General features: G+C 66.0%; 33 protein-coding genes and 1 pseudogene. All 34 read left to right on the top strand.

Translation table 11 applies throughout. The features are described from left to right. The first annotated feature begins 111 nt into the window (after nucleotides 1–111). Nucleotides 112–303: a helix-turn-helix domain-containing protein gene (locus AWC19_RS19645; RefSeq protein ID WP_158090918.1), complete on the top strand. Its 192-nt coding sequence runs from the start codon at nucleotides 112–114 to the stop codon at nucleotides 301–303. Further along, nucleotides 300–1,274, top strand: coding sequence for a phage antirepressor KilAC domain-containing protein (locus tag AWC19_RS19640; protein ID WP_085079671.1), 975 nt, complete (start codon nucleotides 300–302; stop codon nucleotides 1,272–1,274). The genes AWC19_RS19645 and AWC19_RS19640 overlap by 4 nt, the downstream gene beginning before the upstream one ends. Next, nucleotides 1,271–1,492, top strand: a complete 222-nt coding sequence (locus AWC19_RS19635; protein WP_085079670.1) for a hypothetical protein — start codon at nucleotides 1,271–1,273, stop codon at nucleotides 1,490–1,492. Before AWC19_RS19640 ends, AWC19_RS19635 begins: the two co-directional genes overlap by 4 nt. Next, nucleotides 1,492–1,761: a hypothetical protein gene (locus AWC19_RS19630; protein ID WP_085079669.1), complete on the top strand. Its 270-nt coding sequence runs from the start codon at nucleotides 1,492–1,494 to the stop codon at nucleotides 1,759–1,761. The genes AWC19_RS19635 and AWC19_RS19630 overlap by 1 nt, the downstream gene beginning before the upstream one ends. After that, nucleotides 1,758–2,081, top strand: coding sequence for a hypothetical protein (locus tag AWC19_RS19625; protein WP_085079668.1), 324 nt, complete (start codon nucleotides 1,758–1,760; stop codon nucleotides 2,079–2,081). Before AWC19_RS19630 ends, AWC19_RS19625 begins: the two co-directional genes overlap by 4 nt. Continuing rightward, nucleotides 2,078–2,329, top strand: coding sequence for a glutaredoxin family protein (locus AWC19_RS19620; RefSeq protein ID WP_308207193.1), 252 nt, complete (start codon nucleotides 2,078–2,080; stop codon nucleotides 2,327–2,329). Before AWC19_RS19625 ends, AWC19_RS19620 begins: the two co-directional genes overlap by 4 nt. Beyond that, entirely contained in the window at nucleotides 2,329–2,862 is a 534-nt protein-coding gene (locus AWC19_RS19615; protein ID WP_158090917.1) for a phage antirepressor KilAC domain-containing protein, read from the top strand. Before AWC19_RS19620 ends, AWC19_RS19615 begins: the two co-directional genes overlap by 1 nt. Beyond that, nucleotides 2,859–3,092: a hypothetical protein gene (locus tag AWC19_RS19610; RefSeq protein WP_085079665.1), complete on the top strand. Its 234-nt coding sequence runs from the start codon at nucleotides 2,859–2,861 to the stop codon at nucleotides 3,090–3,092. Before AWC19_RS19615 ends, AWC19_RS19610 begins: the two co-directional genes overlap by 4 nt. Then, nucleotides 3,085–3,258: a hypothetical protein gene (locus tag AWC19_RS29725; RefSeq protein WP_158090916.1), complete on the top strand. Its 174-nt coding sequence runs from the start codon at nucleotides 3,085–3,087 to the stop codon at nucleotides 3,256–3,258. Before AWC19_RS19610 ends, AWC19_RS29725 begins: the two co-directional genes overlap by 8 nt. A 379-nt stretch (nucleotides 3,259–3,637) precedes the next feature. Then, entirely contained in the window at nucleotides 3,638–4,147 is a 510-nt protein-coding gene (locus AWC19_RS19600; protein ID WP_142281313.1) for a hypothetical protein, read from the top strand. A 62-nt stretch (nucleotides 4,148–4,209) separates the two neighbouring features. After that, the gene (locus AWC19_RS19595) at nucleotides 4,210–4,488 is read left to right on the top strand and encodes a hypothetical protein (RefSeq protein WP_142281312.1); all 279 of its coding nucleotides are present in this window, start codon (nucleotides 4,210–4,212) and stop codon (nucleotides 4,486–4,488) included. Continuing rightward, nucleotides 4,485–4,781 carry a hypothetical protein gene (locus AWC19_RS19590; RefSeq protein ID WP_085079661.1) on the top strand — a complete coding sequence of 99 codons (297 nt, stop codon included), beginning with the start codon at nucleotides 4,485–4,487 and terminating at the stop codon, nucleotides 4,779–4,781. The genes AWC19_RS19595 and AWC19_RS19590 overlap by 4 nt, the downstream gene beginning before the upstream one ends. Further along, nucleotides 4,778–4,903, top strand: coding sequence for a hypothetical protein (locus AWC19_RS31240; protein WP_264072350.1), 126 nt, complete (start codon nucleotides 4,778–4,780; stop codon nucleotides 4,901–4,903). The genes AWC19_RS19590 and AWC19_RS31240 overlap by 4 nt, the downstream gene beginning before the upstream one ends. Beyond that, nucleotides 4,900–5,280, top strand: coding sequence for a DUF6197 family protein (locus tag AWC19_RS19585; RefSeq protein ID WP_085079660.1), 381 nt, complete (start codon nucleotides 4,900–4,902; stop codon nucleotides 5,278–5,280). Before AWC19_RS31240 ends, AWC19_RS19585 begins: the two co-directional genes overlap by 4 nt. Beyond that, nucleotides 5,277–5,450 (top strand): hypothetical protein, encoded by a 174-nt coding sequence (locus tag AWC19_RS29720; protein ID WP_158090915.1) that lies wholly within the window; start codon nucleotides 5,277–5,279, stop codon nucleotides 5,448–5,450. Before AWC19_RS19585 ends, AWC19_RS29720 begins: the two co-directional genes overlap by 4 nt. Further along, the gene (locus tag AWC19_RS19580; RefSeq protein ID WP_142281311.1) at nucleotides 5,443–6,240 is read left to right on the top strand and encodes a helix-turn-helix domain-containing protein; all 798 of its coding nucleotides are present in this window, start codon (nucleotides 5,443–5,445) and stop codon (nucleotides 6,238–6,240) included. Before AWC19_RS29720 ends, AWC19_RS19580 begins: the two co-directional genes overlap by 8 nt. Next, a complete protein-coding gene (locus AWC19_RS19575) occupies nucleotides 6,237–6,662 on the top strand; it encodes an NUMOD4 motif-containing HNH endonuclease (RefSeq protein ID WP_085079658.1) in 426 nt (141 codons plus the stop codon). Before AWC19_RS19580 ends, AWC19_RS19575 begins: the two co-directional genes overlap by 4 nt. Continuing rightward, complete coding sequence (locus tag AWC19_RS19570) at nucleotides 6,659–7,630, top strand: YqaJ viral recombinase family protein (RefSeq protein WP_085079657.1); 972 nt, start codon at nucleotides 6,659–6,661, stop codon at nucleotides 7,628–7,630. Before AWC19_RS19575 ends, AWC19_RS19570 begins: the two co-directional genes overlap by 4 nt. Continuing rightward, on the top strand, nucleotides 7,627–8,853 hold the full coding sequence (locus AWC19_RS19565; protein WP_085079656.1) for a recombinase RecT: 1,227 nt from the start codon (nucleotides 7,627–7,629) through the stop codon (nucleotides 8,851–8,853). The genes AWC19_RS19570 and AWC19_RS19565 overlap by 4 nt, the downstream gene beginning before the upstream one ends. Before the next feature lie 97 nt (nucleotides 8,854–8,950). Beyond that, nucleotides 8,951–9,322 carry a hypothetical protein gene (locus AWC19_RS19560; protein WP_085079655.1) on the top strand — a complete coding sequence of 124 codons (372 nt, stop codon included), beginning with the start codon at nucleotides 8,951–8,953 and terminating at the stop codon, nucleotides 9,320–9,322. 77 nt (nucleotides 9,323–9,399) lie between these two features. Then, nucleotides 9,400–9,531 (top strand): annotated as a pseudogene (locus AWC19_RS30120) (DNA cytosine methyltransferase); the annotation flags it as partial. A gap of 188 nt (nucleotides 9,532–9,719) precedes the next feature. Continuing rightward, nucleotides 9,720–9,905 (top strand): hypothetical protein, encoded by a 186-nt coding sequence (locus tag AWC19_RS19550; RefSeq protein WP_085079653.1) that lies wholly within the window; start codon nucleotides 9,720–9,722, stop codon nucleotides 9,903–9,905. Next, on the top strand, nucleotides 9,905–10,750 hold the full coding sequence (locus AWC19_RS19545) for a hypothetical protein (RefSeq protein ID WP_085079652.1): 846 nt from the start codon (nucleotides 9,905–9,907) through the stop codon (nucleotides 10,748–10,750). The genes AWC19_RS19550 and AWC19_RS19545 overlap by 1 nt, the downstream gene beginning before the upstream one ends. Further along, nucleotides 10,747–11,235 (top strand): hypothetical protein, encoded by a 489-nt coding sequence (locus AWC19_RS19540; RefSeq protein ID WP_085079651.1) that lies wholly within the window; start codon nucleotides 10,747–10,749, stop codon nucleotides 11,233–11,235. Before AWC19_RS19545 ends, AWC19_RS19540 begins: the two co-directional genes overlap by 4 nt. After that, the gene (locus tag AWC19_RS29715) at nucleotides 11,232–11,378 is read left to right on the top strand and encodes a hypothetical protein (protein WP_158090914.1); all 147 of its coding nucleotides are present in this window, start codon (nucleotides 11,232–11,234) and stop codon (nucleotides 11,376–11,378) included. Before AWC19_RS19540 ends, AWC19_RS29715 begins: the two co-directional genes overlap by 4 nt. Then, nucleotides 11,378–11,707, top strand: coding sequence for a hypothetical protein (locus AWC19_RS30115; RefSeq protein WP_211284961.1), 330 nt, complete (start codon nucleotides 11,378–11,380; stop codon nucleotides 11,705–11,707). The genes AWC19_RS29715 and AWC19_RS30115 overlap by 1 nt, the downstream gene beginning before the upstream one ends. Continuing rightward, on the top strand, nucleotides 11,704–12,030 hold the full coding sequence (locus AWC19_RS19530) for a hypothetical protein (RefSeq protein WP_085079650.1): 327 nt from the start codon (nucleotides 11,704–11,706) through the stop codon (nucleotides 12,028–12,030). Before AWC19_RS30115 ends, AWC19_RS19530 begins: the two co-directional genes overlap by 4 nt. Nucleotides 12,031–12,150: 120 nt before the next feature. Further along, nucleotides 12,151–12,609, top strand: a complete 459-nt coding sequence (locus tag AWC19_RS19525; RefSeq protein ID WP_085079649.1) for a hypothetical protein — start codon at nucleotides 12,151–12,153, stop codon at nucleotides 12,607–12,609. Beyond that, a complete protein-coding gene (locus AWC19_RS19520; RefSeq protein ID WP_158090913.1) occupies nucleotides 12,528–13,499 on the top strand; it encodes a hypothetical protein in 972 nt (323 codons plus the stop codon). The genes AWC19_RS19525 and AWC19_RS19520 overlap by 82 nt, the downstream gene beginning before the upstream one ends. Nucleotides 13,500–13,558: 59 nt before the next feature. After that, the gene (locus AWC19_RS19515) at nucleotides 13,559–13,768 is read left to right on the top strand and encodes a hypothetical protein (RefSeq protein ID WP_085079647.1); all 210 of its coding nucleotides are present in this window, start codon (nucleotides 13,559–13,561) and stop codon (nucleotides 13,766–13,768) included. Next, nucleotides 13,765–14,019, top strand: a complete 255-nt coding sequence (locus tag AWC19_RS19510) for a hypothetical protein (RefSeq protein WP_085079646.1) — start codon at nucleotides 13,765–13,767, stop codon at nucleotides 14,017–14,019. Before AWC19_RS19515 ends, AWC19_RS19510 begins: the two co-directional genes overlap by 4 nt. A 143-nt stretch (nucleotides 14,020–14,162) precedes the next feature. After that, entirely contained in the window at nucleotides 14,163–14,618 is a 456-nt protein-coding gene (locus tag AWC19_RS19505; RefSeq protein WP_085079645.1) for a hypothetical protein, read from the top strand. After that, complete coding sequence (locus AWC19_RS29710; RefSeq protein ID WP_158090912.1) at nucleotides 14,615–14,755, top strand: hypothetical protein; 141 nt, start codon at nucleotides 14,615–14,617, stop codon at nucleotides 14,753–14,755. Before AWC19_RS19505 ends, AWC19_RS29710 begins: the two co-directional genes overlap by 4 nt. Further along, nucleotides 14,752–15,114: a hypothetical protein gene (locus tag AWC19_RS19500; protein ID WP_085079644.1), complete on the top strand. Its 363-nt coding sequence runs from the start codon at nucleotides 14,752–14,754 to the stop codon at nucleotides 15,112–15,114. Before AWC19_RS29710 ends, AWC19_RS19500 begins: the two co-directional genes overlap by 4 nt. Nucleotides 15,115–15,255 lie beyond the last annotated feature (141 nt).

Raw genomic sequence — 15,255 nt, 5'->3', positions numbered from 1 at the left:
AGTTACGCACACACGCAACGCTCGTTGCACAGTCTTAACCCGGAACAAGCCGAAAAGCAACACGCCGTTAGGGTCTTGTGCAATGCAAAGCGTTGTGCAATGCTTCGTGTCATGCACAATCAGGAACCCTTCGTCGGGGCAGCTGAAGCATGCCAAATCCTCCGCGTCCACGCCACAACCCTCGGTAGATGGACCAAGAACGGCGTCATAACCCCAGCTCACAAGCTCCCCGGTAAGAACGGCGCCTACCTGTTCAAGCGCGCCGACGTCGAGAAGCTGGCGGCCGAGCGGGCATCCGCATGACCGGCCTCCCGTGCAACACCCCCGCGAAGATGCGGTTCCGGTCCCAGGCCGACGCCGCGCGCTACGAGCGCACCCGCCAGATCCACAACCGGCACAAGGAACGGAACTACCCGTACCTGTGCCAAAGCGGTCAGCACTGGCACCTGTCGCACCCCACCCCCGAGGTGCAGCGAGAGATCGAGGAGCACCGGCCCGGCGCATCGCTCAACCCGGTGGCCAACACGTTCAGCGGCTACCAGGTGCGCCACGTCCTTCTCGACGAGCCCGTCTGGATCGCGCGCGACGTGTGCGAGGCCGTCGGGGTGTCGAAGTACCGCGACGCGGTCGCCCAGCTCGATGCCGATGAAAGGGTGTCCGTGGTCGTGGACACCCCGGGCGGCCCGCAGCGGATGGCCGGCGTCACCGAGGCGGGCATCTGGTCGCTGCTGCTGATCAGCCGCTCGGAGAAGGCCAAGCCGTTCAAGCGGTGGCTCACCCACGAGGTTCTCCCGCAGATCCGGCGCACCGGCCGCTACGACTCGAGCATCGCGTTGCCCGACCGCAAGACCCTCGCCCAATGGGTCGTCGATGCGGAGACCCGCGCGGAGATCGCTGAGTCCAAGGTGCTCGAGCTGACCCCGGCCGCCTCCGCGTGGAACGAGCTGGCGGACTCCGCTGGCGACTACTCCGTGGCCGACGCGGCCAAGGCGCTGAGCCGCGACCCGGGGATTTCCATGGGTGAGCGCAAGCTGTACCGGTTCATGTGCGGGCTGGGATGGGTGTTCCGCCGCGACGGTCGCTGGAAGGCCTACCAGTCCCAGGTGGACAGCGGGCGCCTGACCGAGAAGCTCAATCAGCCGTTCATGCGCAACGGCGAGATGTTCGCGCCCCCGCCGACCGTGCGGATTACGCCGAAGGGCCTCGCTGAGCTGCACAAGCGCCTCGGCGGTGTCGCCGACGGCGGCCAGTTGGCATTGGTGGCGACGTCGTGATCCGCGTCCTCTACAGCGTCCTGATCTTCATGGCCGTCGAATCTGCTTACGCGGTCTGCGCGGCGTTCATCACCCACACCGACCCGTATCCGGCGGCGATCGTGCTCGCCCTCACGGCGGCGGCGTGGCTCGGGGTGCGGCACATGGAGCAGCAGCGTGACGAGCGCCTGGCGCGCGGACGCGAGCAGGTCTGGCGCGACCGGGAAGCGGGCCTGTGATGACCATGGCCGCCACCGCGTACCGCCTCGTCGCTGACGACGACGCCGAAAGCTTCCGGATCCTCGCCGTCGATGCGCAGGGCAATCACATCTGCGGCGCCTATCGGTCGAGGCGATTGAACGACTGGAAGGTTTACGCGACCAAGTTACTCATCGACGGCACGGGCCTGACCCAGCCGCACAAGGTCCATGTCATCAGCCGCGAAGACGCCGTGCGCTGGCTGGAAATGCTCGCGCACTACTACACGCGCGCGCAGGCAGCGTCATGACCGACGTCGCCGCCCGCCGCTACGGCTTCTACAGCACGGCCCCGCGCCGTGACCAGCAGCTTCTCTCGCGCCCCACTGCCCGGGGCCCGCTGGGAGAACGGCCCGCGCGGGGCGAGAACACGGATTCACTCGCACACTCCCGCGCGGGCCGGCCCCACCCGGCAGATGAGGAGCGGCGCCGACTGCTGGCGCTCGACGGCGATGGCTTCCGCCAGTGGGCGCAGACCATCCGCCGCAACCTGCCGCCGACCGTCGCCGAGCTGACCGTCTGGGCCGGCGCCGCCGCGGCCGGGCCGAACCATGGACGGAACCTGCTATGAGCATGACCGTCACCGTCTACACGACCGGGCCGAGTTGCATGGCGTGCCAGCAGACGAAACGTCACCTCGACAAGCGCGGGATCGCCTATACCGAACTTCCGCTTGACGACGATGACAACCGGGCCGCGGCGTTGGAACTGGGTTTCCGGACGGCCCCGGTCGTCGTTGCCCAGCGCGCGGGCGAATGGGACTGGCAGGCATGGGATGGCTATCGGCCGGACCGCATCGACGCGCTGGTGGTGTCGTGATGTTCAACCCCGTCAAGATCGCCGCCCACAACCAGGGTTTCAACGTTCGGACGCTTTTTACTGCTGTCAGCAAAAAGACCGATGGGCGCCCGCAAAGCGACTTCCTGGTCACCCGGTTCGCTGCGTATCTGGTCGCGATGAACGGCGACCCCCGAAAAGCCGAGGTGTCCGCCGCACAGCACTACTTTGCGGTCAAGACTCGGCAGGCTGAACTCAGCGCGCCAACGCTGCCTCCGATGTCGGATGACGAGCTGATGGAAGCCGACGGCACCTACAGCTGGGCTGCGGTCGCGAACATCCTCGGGTGGGGCCGCAATGTGATGCTCCGCGAGCTCCGTCGCCTAGGCGTCATCCAGGGCAATCGGCTGCCCTATCAGCGGTATGCGCACCATTTCAAGGTCGTTCCGGGTACCTATAAGCATCCCAAGAGCGGTGAGCAAGTCCCGTATGCGACAACGACCGTGCGGCCGTCGGGAGTTGACTTCCTTCGCAAGAAGCTAGCGGTCGCTCAGCTCCCGGAGGCGGCCTCATGACCCGCGTCCTGCGCGTCTCGCTGATCGTCGTGGCCATCGCCGCGCTGTACGCGGCGTGCGTGTCGATCATCACCGACACCAGCGCCTATCCCGCCGCGGTGGTGTTCTGGCTGGCGCTCGGCGCGCTGGTCGCGGTGGACCAGCTCGAGCACCTGCGGGATTGCCGGATCGCGGCTGGCCGGCGCGCCGTGTGGGGTCGCCGCGACCGCCGGGGAGGCCGCGATGCGTAGGTGGAACTTCTGCCCGGTCTGCGGCCACCGCGTCTATAAGCACGGCTCGGACGGTTGCGAGCACGTCGACATCGCTGAGGAAGCAGTGGGCGCCGGCCCGCTGAAGGTGATCCGGAGGCCCTGCGATTGCGACGCGCCGATCGACGCGCTGGTGGTGGCCTCGTGACCGCCGCGTCGGCGCGCGTCGTCGACGCGGATGCCGCGTTCACGGCCTGGGCTGACAGCATCAGGCACCTGCCGGGCGCCGATGCGTGGATCGCGCTGACGGCGATGGCGACCGGTCACAGGCTTCTCTCGCGCCTCGGCACGGTCCGGGGCTCGCTGGGAGAGGGGCCGGCGTGGGGCGAGAACAGCGATCTCGCACACTCCCGCGCCGGCCAACCCCGTACCTCCAAAGGGGCAGCGCCCCAACTGGATGGGCCCGCACGCGAGCCAGAGCTTCGGGCTCACAGTTCGCGCGCAATGGGCCACTCACACAGGTTGCCCACGCCGGGGCCTGCTCACAGTTCCGGCGTGGGTGCCTCCAAGCAGGTGGTGTCGTGATGATGTTCGGTCCGGTCAAGTTCATCGGCACGCTCGCGTCGCTGGCGTTCGACATCATGGCTTCGATCAGCGATCCGATCGCCGACAAGCTGTGGAATCAGAAACACGCCGCGACGCTCGAAGAGATCGCCGAGCACCTGGGCGCGATCCGCGCGCTGGCCGAGGACACGCGAAACCTGCTGCAACACAAATCGGGTTCGCCGGTGAATTACGACAATTACGACTGCCAGGTCGCTGGCCGCGTTGCCGGCGAGGCTTTCGTTGAGACTTTCGCCGCGCCGGTGGTTCCTCCTTCCACCCAGGCCGCGCCGGAAGGGGCCCGCGACGGCGGCAACTACGGCGCGGGCCCGCTAAACGTCACGTCGAAATACCTGCGCGCCGCAGCCCGAGGGCTGCGCACTTGGGTGGCCGGCGAACCCTGCGACGCACCCCACTACTGGGCGTCGGTCGCCAACGCCCTCGACAACATCGCGCGGACACAGCAAACGCTCCACGAAGCCACGACCAAGTAAGTCGGCCCGCGCCGGAGGAGAGCCGGCACGGGCCAAACCCCCAGGAAGGACAGGTGATTCCCGTGAGCACCACCAGCCTAAACCAGACCTACCGAATCCGAGAACGCCAAACCCGCCTCGGCCTCGCAGTCGAAGCCATCCGCGCCGGCGAAACCTACCCCTTCGTCCAGGCCCACCAGCACCAGGACCGCTGGCTGGTCATGACAGCGCCGGAGATCGCGCGCGACGCCGACTGTGGTATGCGGTTCGCCCCGACGTTCACCGTCTGGTCGCACGACGACGCCCGCAAGTGGGTCGAGCTCCTCGCGGCCCTGCACACCCGGACGGCGGTCGCGGCATGATCGTCGACTCCTGGGCCGCCAGCCTCTATCGCAGCGTGCGGAACATTCTGCCGTGGCCCCAGTTCCCGGGGCTGTTCATCAAGCCGCCGCTGCGGCTCGAGCCGACGATGACCGACGACGACGTCGACTTCCACGGCGACATGATCTATGTCAGAGGGCTTCTCGACGATCTGGTCGAAGCCTGCCGGCTGCGCGGGCACCGCGTGGGCCCGATTCCTGCCGAGCTGTCTGCCGGGCTCGACGCCGCGCTGATCCTGGTGCACCACGACTTTGTCGAGGGGATCGCGTCATGAAGTGGCTCGGACCGTGGTGGCTATGGATCTTCGCCTTCTGGTTCGTCGTGGGCGCGGCGTTCTTCGTCCTCTCCCAGCCCGCGCTGTTCGAACCGCATTTCGAGATAGGGCAATTCAGATGAGAAATCTTCTGTTCGCGCAGCCCGAAGCTCCGCCACCGCCGGCCGCGATCGAGATTATCGGGGCGCTCGAGCAAGCCCGCCTGCTGCTCGGCGACGGGCCCGGGCTGGCCAAGCACCACGCGATTGACTGGGTCGACGGCTGGCCATGCTACTGCCTGGTCGCGGCCATCACCCACGCGTCGCGCACTAAGCAGATCCGCGACGCCGCCATCCAGGCGGTGATGCGCGCGCTGCCGGGCGCCCTGATCGCCAAAGGGCTGCGGCCGTCATCATGCCGCCGCATCGAGGACTTCAACGATCACCCATCCACCACCGTCGAGGACGCGAAAACCGTTCTGCAGCGCGCGAAATCCTACGCCGGGTCGGTGGCCGCATGACCGGGTTGTCCGAGCGGATGCTCCGCGCCGCCGACACCATCGAAGAACTCAACCGCCGCTACGACTACAGCGACCACACCCCGTGGGAGCCAACCTCTCTACGTAATGAAGCCCAGGTCGTAGCGGACGAAGAACACGAAGGCCAGGGGAGAGCGGCCGGGCATGAGTAAGAAACGAAAAGCTCCGGACTGCGTGCGGCCGAACTGCACCGGCAAGGCCATCAATAGCGGCACCGCACGCGGATTATGCCGCAAGCATCATCGCGAGTTCACGCAACGTCGCCGCGCCACGCTCGGGCCCGACTGGTTCGTCGACACCGCTCCGCTCGCAGAACACATTCACGCGCTGCGCGCCGCCGGCGTCGGATACGCCGATGTCGCCGAGCGGACCGGACTTCACCGCGACACCATTTCCAACATCTGCCGTCGCCGCCAAACGCGCACCACTGCGGAAAATGCGGCGAAAATCCTCGCCGTCCCGGTGCCCGCGATCGTGGAGTCGTCGTGCTGCCGTCTGCCCGCGATCGGCACTCGGCGCCGCATCCAAGCATTATGCGCGATCGGATATTCCAACGCCTACATCGCCCAACGGTTGGGAATGACCGAGACCAATGTGTCGCGGATCCACCGCCGCAGCGGCCACGTCTCAGCGGAGATCGCGCGTCGAGTCGACCTGCTATTCCGCGAGCTGCAACTGACCCCCGGCTCAAATGTGCGGGCCCGCAACCGCGCCCGAAAGAACGGCTGGCCGCCGCCGCTGGCATGGGACGAGGAGACCATCGACGATCCGGCGGCCACGCCCGCGTCGTATAACGCCAACAGCTCGGCACCTTTCATCGAGAAGTACCGCGATGCTCGCGAAATCGGGCGCACCGACCAGGAAATCGCCCAGCAGCTCGGAATCCAACCTAAATCGTTGGCGCGCTACCTTTCCCGCTACGCATACGAGGAGGCGTCGTGACGACCGTCATCCTCGAACGCTGGTTGTCCATCCCGGGTTGGGAAGGCTTCTACGAGGTTTCAGACCTGGGCCGTGTCCGCTCAGTCGACCGCGTGATCGTGCACCCCATATCGGGGCCGTCCGCGCTCAAGGGCCGCATCCTCAAACAGTCCCCAACGAGCGACGGCGGCCACCTCGTCGTCACCTTGGTCGACAGCATCGGCGGCCGGCGCAGAGTCGCGAAAGTCCATCACCTCGTCTTGGAGGCATTCGTCGGGCCTCGGCCCCACGGGATGGAGAGCTGCCATCGAAACGATATCGGGACTGACAACTCGCTGACCAACCTCCGCTGGGACACCAGAAGCTCGAACGTCCGCGACCAGATCCGAAACGGACGCCATCGAAACAACCTGCCGAACGCGCGAAAAAGGCCTGCCGCATGAGCATTCGCCATATAGGAGTCTTCACGCCTCGGGATCCCGGGTTCATCCGGCCCGGCTCAGAGGAGCACTCACGGATGATCTCCCCGTCCAAGGTCGGTGCGATCCTAGGGCTTTCGCGGTGGGAGTCGCCGTATCGGCTTTGGCACAGAATGCGCGGGCTGGTGCCCCCAGAGGCGCCGAAAGACGCCTTCGACCTTGGCCACGATGTGGAACCGTTCGCAGCGAACCGGTGGCGCCGGAAGAACCCCGGGTGGCTGCTGTCACCGGGTGAGGTCCAATTCGTCGTCGACCCAGACCATTTCGGGTTCCCCGCAGTAGTGACCTTGGACCGGCGGGCAGTCCGCGGACGCAGCCGCCGTGTCGTCGAGTTCAAACTCGCCCGCGACCAGCACGACATGGAACGCTGGGGCGACGACTTCACCGGCGACCTGCCGCCCGACTATTTCGCGCAGGTCCTCGCCGCGATGCTGTTCACCGGCTGGACTGACCACGCCGGCCACGTCCTGGCGCTCGGCCCCACCTACCGGGAGCGGCTCTATCAGGTCGAATACGATCTGAAGGCGCAGACCGAGGCCGCGTACTTGATCGAAGAATGCCGCGCGTTCTGGCGATCGCTGCAATCCGACACCCCGCCGCCGCTCGACGACACCGTCGCGACCTACGAGTGCATCAAAGCCCAGCATCCCGAAATCGACGGGACCACAGTCAATCTCGACCCCGACGAAGCCCTCGCCTACGCGGAGGCCCGCGCCGAATTCACGCGCGCAGAGGAGAACCTGCAGCTTGAATGCAACCGCCTCCTCAAGCGCATGGAGAACGCCCGCTACGCCAACCTCGGCGACCCGAAGAACGGCGGCATCCAGGTCGCGCGCCGGCAGCCGGGAAGCAAAGGCGCCGTGGCGTTTTATCCATCAAAGACCATCACCCCTGCCAAGGTTTTGCAGCTCACGGAAGGAGCCCAACCATGAGTGAAACCACCACCGCCGAGCCGATTGTCGGCGAGGAGAACCTTGTCGACGCCGCGGCCCGCGCCGAGCAGGAACGCCAAGGCAAGCAGGTCGCGCCACTCAATCCGGGGGCGTCCGGTTTCGAGGAGTTCCAGCTTGCAGTACGCCGGATGCTTGGGCTCGAGGACGCCAGCGACGGCGAGATGCGCCTGTTCTGGCATCTCTGCCAAAAGTCCGGCCTGGACCCGTTCAACCGCGAAATTTACATGATCGGCCGCAACACCGAGGTCGGCAGCTACGAGCCCGTCAATCCGAACGAGCCCGACGGGCCGAAACGCAAAGTGATGCGCTGGGTAACCAAATACACCGTCCAGGTCGCCATCAACGGATTTCGTAAACGCGCCCGGGAGATTGCCGACAGCAAGGGAATCGAGCTTGCCATGGGTGAGCCGTTGTGGTGCGGCGACGACGGGGTTTGGCGCGAGGTGTGGCCCGAGAAGACTCCGCCCACCGCGTCGAAGTTCACCGTGTACCGCGACGGCAAGCCGTTCACGTTCATAGCGCACTACAGCGAATACGTTCAATACACCGGCGGCGGTGAACCCACATCGATGTGGAAAAAGATGCCGCGCAACCAGATCCGAAAATGCGCCGAGGCCAACGCGATCCAGATGGCGTTCCCCGACGAGCTGGGCGGCCTGGTCCTCGAGGACGCATCGCAGCCTGACCTGATTGTCGACTCCGAGGGCAACATCGAGCGCGGCGCCCCACAGCGGCGGCGACCTACCGGCGGCGGTGTCGATGGGATGCGGGCCGCGAGGGAGCGCCGCGAAATACAACGGCAGCAGCACCCCACCGTCGGCGAGGTGCCAGCGGAGCCCGAGCCTGGCGGCGCCGAAGCGGAGTCGGGCGAGAAGGCCATGGCTCCCCAGACGCGAAAGAAATGGCTGAACCGGATGTTTCAGCTCCTCGGTGACGGTGATTGCACGGACCGCGAAGACCAGCTCATCGTCATCACAAGCACTGCCGCCGCGACTGGGCACCCCGGCTTGGTGCTCGAGCACCGCGACGACCTTCCCGACAGCGCGCTACGTGACGTCGTCACCAAGCTCAACGAGTGGAGCAAGGGCGGCAAGCTCGGGCACGAAATTACTGAAATCCTGAACGCCGCGGCGGTACGTGAAATGGAGGCCGCCGACATGGCCGCCGAAGCCGATCTGGCGCGCCGCGAAGCCGAAGCCTAAGGCGCGGTCGATTAATGGGCGCACATCAGTCAAGAGGAATCCAGCGTTATCCCAGAGCAAGCCGAAATCGCAACACCATGAAAGGAATCCAGCCCGCATGAGCCTCATCATCGACAAGCCCGAGGGCCTGAGGTCGTCTAACGATTTGGACGCCATTCCCACCGATATCCTCGACGCGCCGCCCGCATACCTGTGGTTCGGCACAAGCCCCTGCGCCGTCGAAAACCCGCCCGAGATCGACGAAGTACGCACCTACATCGTCCGTGTCCGCTGCACCGGGAAAACCGAAAAAGAACGCACCGACGGCGAAATGCGCCACGGCCGCCAACTCTCCATCCAAGCCTGCTGGGAATCAGGCAAACAACCACCCAACACCGACGACGACCAGCCAGGCCTGTTCGACGAAGCCGGCAACCCCAACACCGACGACGAAGACCAGGACGACCTCGACGACGAGGGCGACGACTAGCCATGAAGAAAATCACCGAACTCACCCCCGCCCAACGGGAACGCATGGCCAGCTTCGCCCAGGAATGGATCTGTTCAATGACGCTGACGCTCACCGACCTGTTCTGCGGGGCCGGCGGCTCGTCGACAGGAGCCGTCAGCGTCCCCGGCGTGACGGTGCGGATCGCTTCTAACCATTGGGATCTCGCTGTCGAAACGCATAACACAGATCGCCGCGGCCATGGATTTCCCGGACAGCTACCGCATCCTCGGCAACCGTCGCGAGCAGGTCCGCCAGGCCGGAAACGCTGTCACGCCACCGGCATGACCGGCCTCGTCTTGCGCTCCGCGGCCGAAATGCACGAGCTGAAACACGGCCACATCGTCGACATCCTCGAGGTCATCCAGGAAGGAGTGTGATGACCAACTGGGCAGCCGAACTGTTTCCGCAACATGCCCGCCGCTCCGGGGCGGCGGCAGTGCTCGAGGCCGCCGACCATGCGAGAGCCGAGATGCGCCGCGCTGCGACCGCCGAACGTGACACCCAGGTCCTCGACGAGCTCGACCGCATCGACGCCTACGACCAGCAGGAGACCCGTTCCTGATGCCACACTTCCGTGTCGACGACGGATTCGACGGACACCCAAAAACAGTCCGCGCGGGCGACGACGCGCTCGGCATGTGGGTGCGCGCCGGCGCCTGGTGCATGCGCTACCTCACCGACGGATTCGTCCCCGAATGGTGGGTGAAACAGCAGCCAAAAGGCGCCGCGAAAGCGAAGAAACTCATCGACGCCGGCTTCTGGCATCCCGGCGCCGAACGCGACGGAGAACGTGGATACCAGTTTCACGAATTCGTGGGTCCGGGCCGACAGGACAGCCGGGAAAAGATCGAGGCAGACCGCGAGTTAGCGCGGAAACGCAAACAGAAGTCACGCAGTGCGTCACAGGAGGAGTCACGCCGTGACAACCACCGTGACGACCACCGTGACGACCACCGTGACGACCACCGTGAGTCACGCCAGGAGTCACGGCGAAGTCCCGGGTATATACCCAACCCAACCCAACCCAACCCAACAGATAACTCTGGTCACCTCCCCGAATCAGCTACAGAAAGCAACGCGCGCGACAGCATCGCCGCCACCCCCGGCGCAGAACTCGTCCGCCAACTCGTCCCCAACGAACACCCCGACGCCGTCCGAACCATCCTCCGCGTCAAAGCCACCGAACTCATCCGCGGCGGCACACCCCGCGAAACCGTCGCCCACGCCATCGAACTCTGGCTCACCAAACCAGCCCTCGGCCCCAACGCCCTCCCATCACTCGTCTCCGAAGTCCTCAAATCCCGACACCCCACCCACAACGGCGCCGGCAAAGCCACCGAAAAAGCCATCGGCTACCGCCAACTCGGCCAAGAGCTTATTGACGAACTCCACGGAGACCAGCCATGACCACCCTTCCCTCACCAAAAGCCATCGCCGACATCACCGAAGTCCTCCAACTGGCCTCGCTCCTCGACCACCGGGTCCCCAACCCCGACAAAGCCCGAATCATGGCCTGGGCACGACAAATCGACCGACACAACCTCGAACGCGACGACATGCTCGACGCGGTGCAAGCCTTCTACGACCGGCCATCACAGCAGCCCATCAGCGTCGGCGACATCATCGAAACCGCGCGGCGCATCAAACGCGACCGCCTCGACCGCGAAGCCGACCACGACCGCGAAGCGCGCCAACAAACCCTCGACATCAAGGCCGCCGGCGACGTCCAGGCCGTCGCAACGAGCATCGTCATGGGCCCGGTTGCGAACAAGACCGAGCGGCTGATCAAGGCGGAGACCGCGTTGCAATGCGCCGTCGACAAACGCACCGCCCAGGAGGCGATCCGCGAGTTCTTCGCGGCCAAGCGAGAAGCACAAGGGGAACCAGCATGACCGCCCAGCAACCCCGCGGACGAACGAACACCGCCGACCCGGTGTCTCCGGATAGCCCGGAACGGCAGAACGCCACTCAGGGCCAAATCCCGCCCATCGAGATCGACGACTACGAGTACGCGCTCCGGAACATGGTCGGCTGATGGCCTCCATCGCATTACCCGAAAACCCGCGCATCGGCCTCGATGAGGACGGCACCCTCGACGACTTCGCCGCCACCAACGTTGAATCCGTGCATTTCGAGGCCCTCGACGACACCGCGTGGTACGCCTCCATCACCCTCCGCGGCGGACGCGAATGGCAGCTGAACTTCGGCGCCCATAACCCCCGCGCCCGCGGCTACGCCCGAGCCGAGCAGGTCCGCCAGGCCGGAAACGCTGTCACGCCACCGGCAGCGCGACCTCGTCGGCGTGGTTGCGGAGTCACTAGGAGCCACGGCATGAACGCCGAACCGAGGATGGTCCTGAGATGAAACTTGTTGGCTGCGACCGCTGCCCGGCCACCTTCCCCGCCGAACAGCGCTACTCAGCCGTCTGGATATTCGGCGACATCACCGCCGACAACATGCAACACGACGCACCATCGCCCACTGCCGTCATCGAGTTGTGCCCGAACTGCCGCCGCGACCTCGACGCCTTCCTCGCGCGGAAAGCCCCGGATGCCGACGCGGCGAAGCCGAAGCCGCCCCAGTGCGGCCCGGCCCGCGAAATCTGCGGCCGAACCGGAGTCCAACGATTCGTCCAAACCGACACCGGCTGGCGCTGCTCGCCCACGATCGTCTGCGAAGGCGAGTGATGGCGGACTACGGCAAGTTGCTGTCTCGGATATGGAGCGACCCCGAGTTCACCGCGATGCGCGCGCGCTCACAGCAGGTCTATTGCCTATTGATCTCCTACCCGACACGCAACGTGGCCGGTGTGCCCGGCCTACGCGCACGCCAACGCCTACACCCACGACTGCGCCGGCCTGTGGTGGGGCCTGTATTCGGGGCTGCGGGCGCGGAAAATCCCCATCGCTGTCATCACCCCCGGCACCCGCTCGAAATGGGCCACCGGCAGCGGCAGGGCCGACAAGCGCGCGGTGCTCGCCGCCGTCCGGGCCACATGGGCGCCGTGGGCCAAGCTGATCACCAACGACGATGTCGCGGATGCCCTGGTGCTCGCCGAAATCGGCGCCCGCCACCTCGGCGGCCAGCTGCACTTCCCGGCGCGCCGGCGGCACGTCGAAGCCCTAGCCGGGATCAGCTGGCCCTCAATTTCGTGCGCGAAACCGGAAAACACGCAGGTCAACACATGGTCGAATGCCAGAGCTGCACGGCTCCGACGGAGCTGTGGATCTGCCCCAAATGCAGCCAGGAGCTGCGCGCCGCATTGATGGCTCTCGCGGAAGGCCCGAGCGTCGTGACCGTGAGGGGTCGCACGGCGTCCGGCGGCGACTGGCACATCGAACGCCGCACACCCGGCCTGCTGGCCGATCTCAACGACGTCGCGCTGCGCCGCACCCGCATGGGCAGCGGCAGCGGCCATCGAAAGCCCGGCGACGAGATGCCCGCGCTGTATGAGCCCGATACCGAACAGGGAAAGGCCACCCGCCAGGAGCAGGCCCGCCTGCTCCTCGACATCGCGCGCAACACGCTGTCGACGATCGTGCGCGATATCTGCGAGACTCGGGGCGTCGAGCCGCCGCGGGCGACCAGCGTGGACGCGGCGCGGTTCCTCGCCGCCCATGTAGGTGCCCTGGCATGCGACGAGGCCGCCGGACAGTGGAAGTCCGAGATCGACGCGCTGGTGCGCAGGATTGAGCGGACGCTCGAACGGCCGCCGACGCCGCGCTTCTGCGGGCCGTGCACCCATTACGTCGAGCACAACCGCCACTGCGGCAAGCTGCTCTACGCCAAGCGCGAGGCCGTCGAAGTAACCTGCGGCGCCTGCAAAACCACCCACAATATCGAGCGCCTGACGCGCAACCTTGAAAACCGCGCTGCCACAATGCGATTCACCAGCGCCGAGATCCTGATCATCATGCACACGCTGGGCACGCCTATTCCGGAGCGCACGTGGTCACGCTGGCGCAAGGAGGAACGGGTGAAGATCCGCGGATACAAGCGCCCGGATAATCCGGACGGTACGCGCGGGGCCGTGCGCCTGCACCGCCTAAGCGACGACGACGAGCCGGTGTATCGACTGGCCGAGGTGCGCAAGGTGTACGCGGCGGCGATCAAGCACACCGATGCGATCGTGCGTGAGGCGGCGGCTGCGCGATGACACCTAGAGATGGAAATGACACGACCCCAGGACTCGGCACTCAGGCGCATCATCTGCACGTGAAGTGGTCCGACGAGGACCAGCAATACATCGGCACATGCGAGGAATACCCATCCCTGTCCTACTTCGCGGACACGGCCGACGCCGCCGGTGATGGCATATCAGAGCTGGCCTACATCGCACGCGATGACATCAGAGCGGGCCGCGCCGGCGCCGATGAGCACCTGACGCAGGACGTACTTAATCAGGTCCGAGGGAGGAGCAGATGATGGCACCCGTTTTCTACGTGGCGACTGGCTGCTGGGCAGCACTCATGCTATGGGCCATCATCGCGGTCGGCCGCCACGAAGATCAGCGAGAAGAGCAACGGCTAGCCGCGATTTACCGACAGATTCACCAGAACAACCTTGACCGTCTCGCCCGGCTCGCCGAGCTGAGAACCATAGACAGCATGGTTGCGCTTGAAGCATTCCGCGTCAAAGAGGGACTGTCGTCGATCCATGACACGCCGAGGCCCTGACCGGCCAAAATACACGCATGTGGTACTTTGGCCGACGAAAGCGCCGCTGACCAAGCGCGCCCGGAACACGCCGCTACTGCCCTCCATGCAGAGCGGCGTTCGTCATTTCACCACTCCCCTCAGCCCAGGAGAACAGCCGACGCATGCCCAACCAGGACGTGTCCAACCTCATCGCCCGCCGCCTCGGTGAAGGCCTCACGCACCCGGGCGACGGCAAGAGCGGCCCGGTCGTGCTGCCGCTGCCGATGTTCCGCGCCACAACCATCCCGCGCGCCCAGGCCGAGCACTTCGCCGCCCAAGCCGGCCTACCCGGACCCAATGTCGCCCAGCTCACCGGCGAGGCGATCGTGCACAGCGTCGAGCAAGACGGCTGGGCCTTCATCCGTCAGACCGAGCTCGAGCAGCTCCGCGAAGCTGCCGCCGGCAAGCCGCCGCCCAGCGGCCGCATGACGTTGCAATTCAGCTGCAACGTCTGCCACAACCGGCTGTTCCGGCTCAACGTCGACGTCAACAACCCCGCAGTCAACGGGCCGCACCTCCTCGAGCAGCTGAGCAAGCTGACGGCCGGCTGCCCGCATACACCGGAGGCGACAGCGTGAAGCGGCAGACGCGCCGCGTCGCTGCACTGCTCTTGCGCCGCGTCGCCGACGGGCTCGACCGCGACTACCGCGAAGAACGCGCGCGCGAGGCCTTGGCCGAAATCAACCGCAGCATCAAGGCGGCTACTGGGCGATGACGCACATGCAGATCATCATCGGCGGCGAAACGGTCTTCGATGAGGTCATCGAAGGATGGATGGCGCCCCCGAAGCCCGATCAGATCCCCGCTGCGATCCGCGCCCAGCTCAACCCCAACGCCAAGCCGGCGCCGTTCCTCAAGGCCATGATGCTCGCCATGATCGCCAACGCCCTGGCCAACGGCGCGCTCCGCGACCCACGTCTGCAGCCGCTCGACGTCGACCTCAAGACGCGACCGACCGGCTGGACCATCAGCGTCGACATGCCACCGCCCGACGACACCAGCCACGTCTATGTCGGCAGCGCGGCCGGCGAGACCGAAATCGTCAACGCCGAGATCGTGGAGGACGCGCCGTGAGATTGCGCGACATCTGGCGATACTCAAAGCGCGAGTGGCTTCTCTGGTGGGTCGCGCGCGGAGCCTGCATTCTCGGTTGGCACTCGCTGGCATGCATCGGCCGCTGCGAGCTCAGCCGAGGACACTGGACCACACGGTGGT

Origin of the sequence: Mycobacterium palustre (genome assembly GCF_002101785.1) — a bacterium.
GTDB classification, from domain to species: Bacteria; Actinomycetota; Actinomycetes; order Mycobacteriales; family Mycobacteriaceae; genus Mycobacterium; species Mycobacterium palustre.
Note: the sequence above shows the minus strand (reverse complement) of the source record. Positions and strands in the feature narration are given on the sequence as shown.

Bases quoted from the DNA above. Each gene is read 5' to 3' on its own strand.
- AWC19_RS19560 (WP_085079655.1), top strand. From the start codon at position 8,951: ATGAGCCTCATCATCGACAAGCCCGAGGGCCTGAGGTCGTCTAACGAT.
- AWC19_RS19530 (WP_085079650.1), top strand. From the start codon at position 11,704: ATGAAACTTGTTGGCTGCGACCGCTGCCCGGCCACCTTCCCCGCCGAA.
- AWC19_RS19620 (WP_308207193.1), top strand. From the start codon at position 2,078: ATGAGCATGACCGTCACCGTCTACACGACCGGGCCGAGTTGCATGGCG.
- AWC19_RS19510 (WP_085079646.1), top strand. From the start codon at position 13,765: ATGATGGCACCCGTTTTCTACGTGGCGACTGGCTGCTGGGCAGCACTC.
- AWC19_RS29720 (WP_158090915.1), top strand. From the start codon at position 5,277: ATGACCGGGTTGTCCGAGCGGATGCTCCGCGCCGCCGACACCATCGAA.
- AWC19_RS19590 (WP_085079661.1), top strand. From the start codon at position 4,485: ATGATCGTCGACTCCTGGGCCGCCAGCCTCTATCGCAGCGTGCGGAAC.
- AWC19_RS19500 (WP_085079644.1), top strand. From the start codon at position 14,752: ATGACGCACATGCAGATCATCATCGGCGGCGAAACGGTCTTCGATGAG.
- AWC19_RS19580 (WP_142281311.1), top strand. From the start codon at position 5,443: ATGAGTAAGAAACGAAAAGCTCCGGACTGCGTGCGGCCGAACTGCACC.
- AWC19_RS19600 (WP_142281313.1), top strand. From the start codon at position 3,638: ATGTTCGGTCCGGTCAAGTTCATCGGCACGCTCGCGTCGCTGGCGTTC.
- AWC19_RS19615 (WP_158090917.1), top strand. From the start codon at position 2,329: ATGTTCAACCCCGTCAAGATCGCCGCCCACAACCAGGGTTTCAACGTT.
- AWC19_RS19625 (WP_085079668.1), top strand. From the start codon at position 1,758: ATGACCGACGTCGCCGCCCGCCGCTACGGCTTCTACAGCACGGCCCCG.
- AWC19_RS19640 (WP_085079671.1), top strand. From the start codon at position 300: ATGACCGGCCTCCCGTGCAACACCCCCGCGAAGATGCGGTTCCGGTCC.
- AWC19_RS19630 (WP_085079669.1), top strand. From the start codon at position 1,492: ATGACCATGGCCGCCACCGCGTACCGCCTCGTCGCTGACGACGACGCC.
- AWC19_RS19570 (WP_085079657.1), top strand. From the start codon at position 6,659: ATGAGCATTCGCCATATAGGAGTCTTCACGCCTCGGGATCCCGGGTTC.
- AWC19_RS19585 (WP_085079660.1), top strand. From the start codon at position 4,900: ATGAGAAATCTTCTGTTCGCGCAGCCCGAAGCTCCGCCACCGCCGGCC.
- AWC19_RS19520 (WP_158090913.1), top strand. From the start codon at position 12,528: ATGGTCGAATGCCAGAGCTGCACGGCTCCGACGGAGCTGTGGATCTGC.
- AWC19_RS31240 (WP_264072350.1), top strand. From the start codon at position 4,778: ATGAAGTGGCTCGGACCGTGGTGGCTATGGATCTTCGCCTTCTGGTTC.
- AWC19_RS29715 (WP_158090914.1), top strand. From the start codon at position 11,232: ATGACCGCCCAGCAACCCCGCGGACGAACGAACACCGCCGACCCGGTG.
- AWC19_RS19545 (WP_085079652.1), top strand. From the start codon at position 9,905: ATGCCACACTTCCGTGTCGACGACGGATTCGACGGACACCCAAAAACA.
- AWC19_RS30115 (WP_211284961.1), top strand. From the start codon at position 11,378: ATGGCCTCCATCGCATTACCCGAAAACCCGCGCATCGGCCTCGATGAG.
- AWC19_RS19550 (WP_085079653.1), top strand. From the start codon at position 9,720: ATGACCAACTGGGCAGCCGAACTGTTTCCGCAACATGCCCGCCGCTCC.
- AWC19_RS19610 (WP_085079665.1), top strand. From the start codon at position 2,859: ATGACCCGCGTCCTGCGCGTCTCGCTGATCGTCGTGGCCATCGCCGCG.
- AWC19_RS19540 (WP_085079651.1), top strand. From the start codon at position 10,747: ATGACCACCCTTCCCTCACCAAAAGCCATCGCCGACATCACCGAAGTC.
- AWC19_RS19645 (WP_158090918.1), top strand. From the start codon at position 112: ATGCACAATCAGGAACCCTTCGTCGGGGCAGCTGAAGCATGCCAAATC.
- AWC19_RS19565 (WP_085079656.1), top strand. From the start codon at position 7,627: ATGAGTGAAACCACCACCGCCGAGCCGATTGTCGGCGAGGAGAACCTT.
- AWC19_RS29725 (WP_158090916.1), top strand. From the start codon at position 3,085: ATGCGTAGGTGGAACTTCTGCCCGGTCTGCGGCCACCGCGTCTATAAG.
- AWC19_RS19505 (WP_085079645.1), top strand. From the start codon at position 14,163: ATGCCCAACCAGGACGTGTCCAACCTCATCGCCCGCCGCCTCGGTGAA.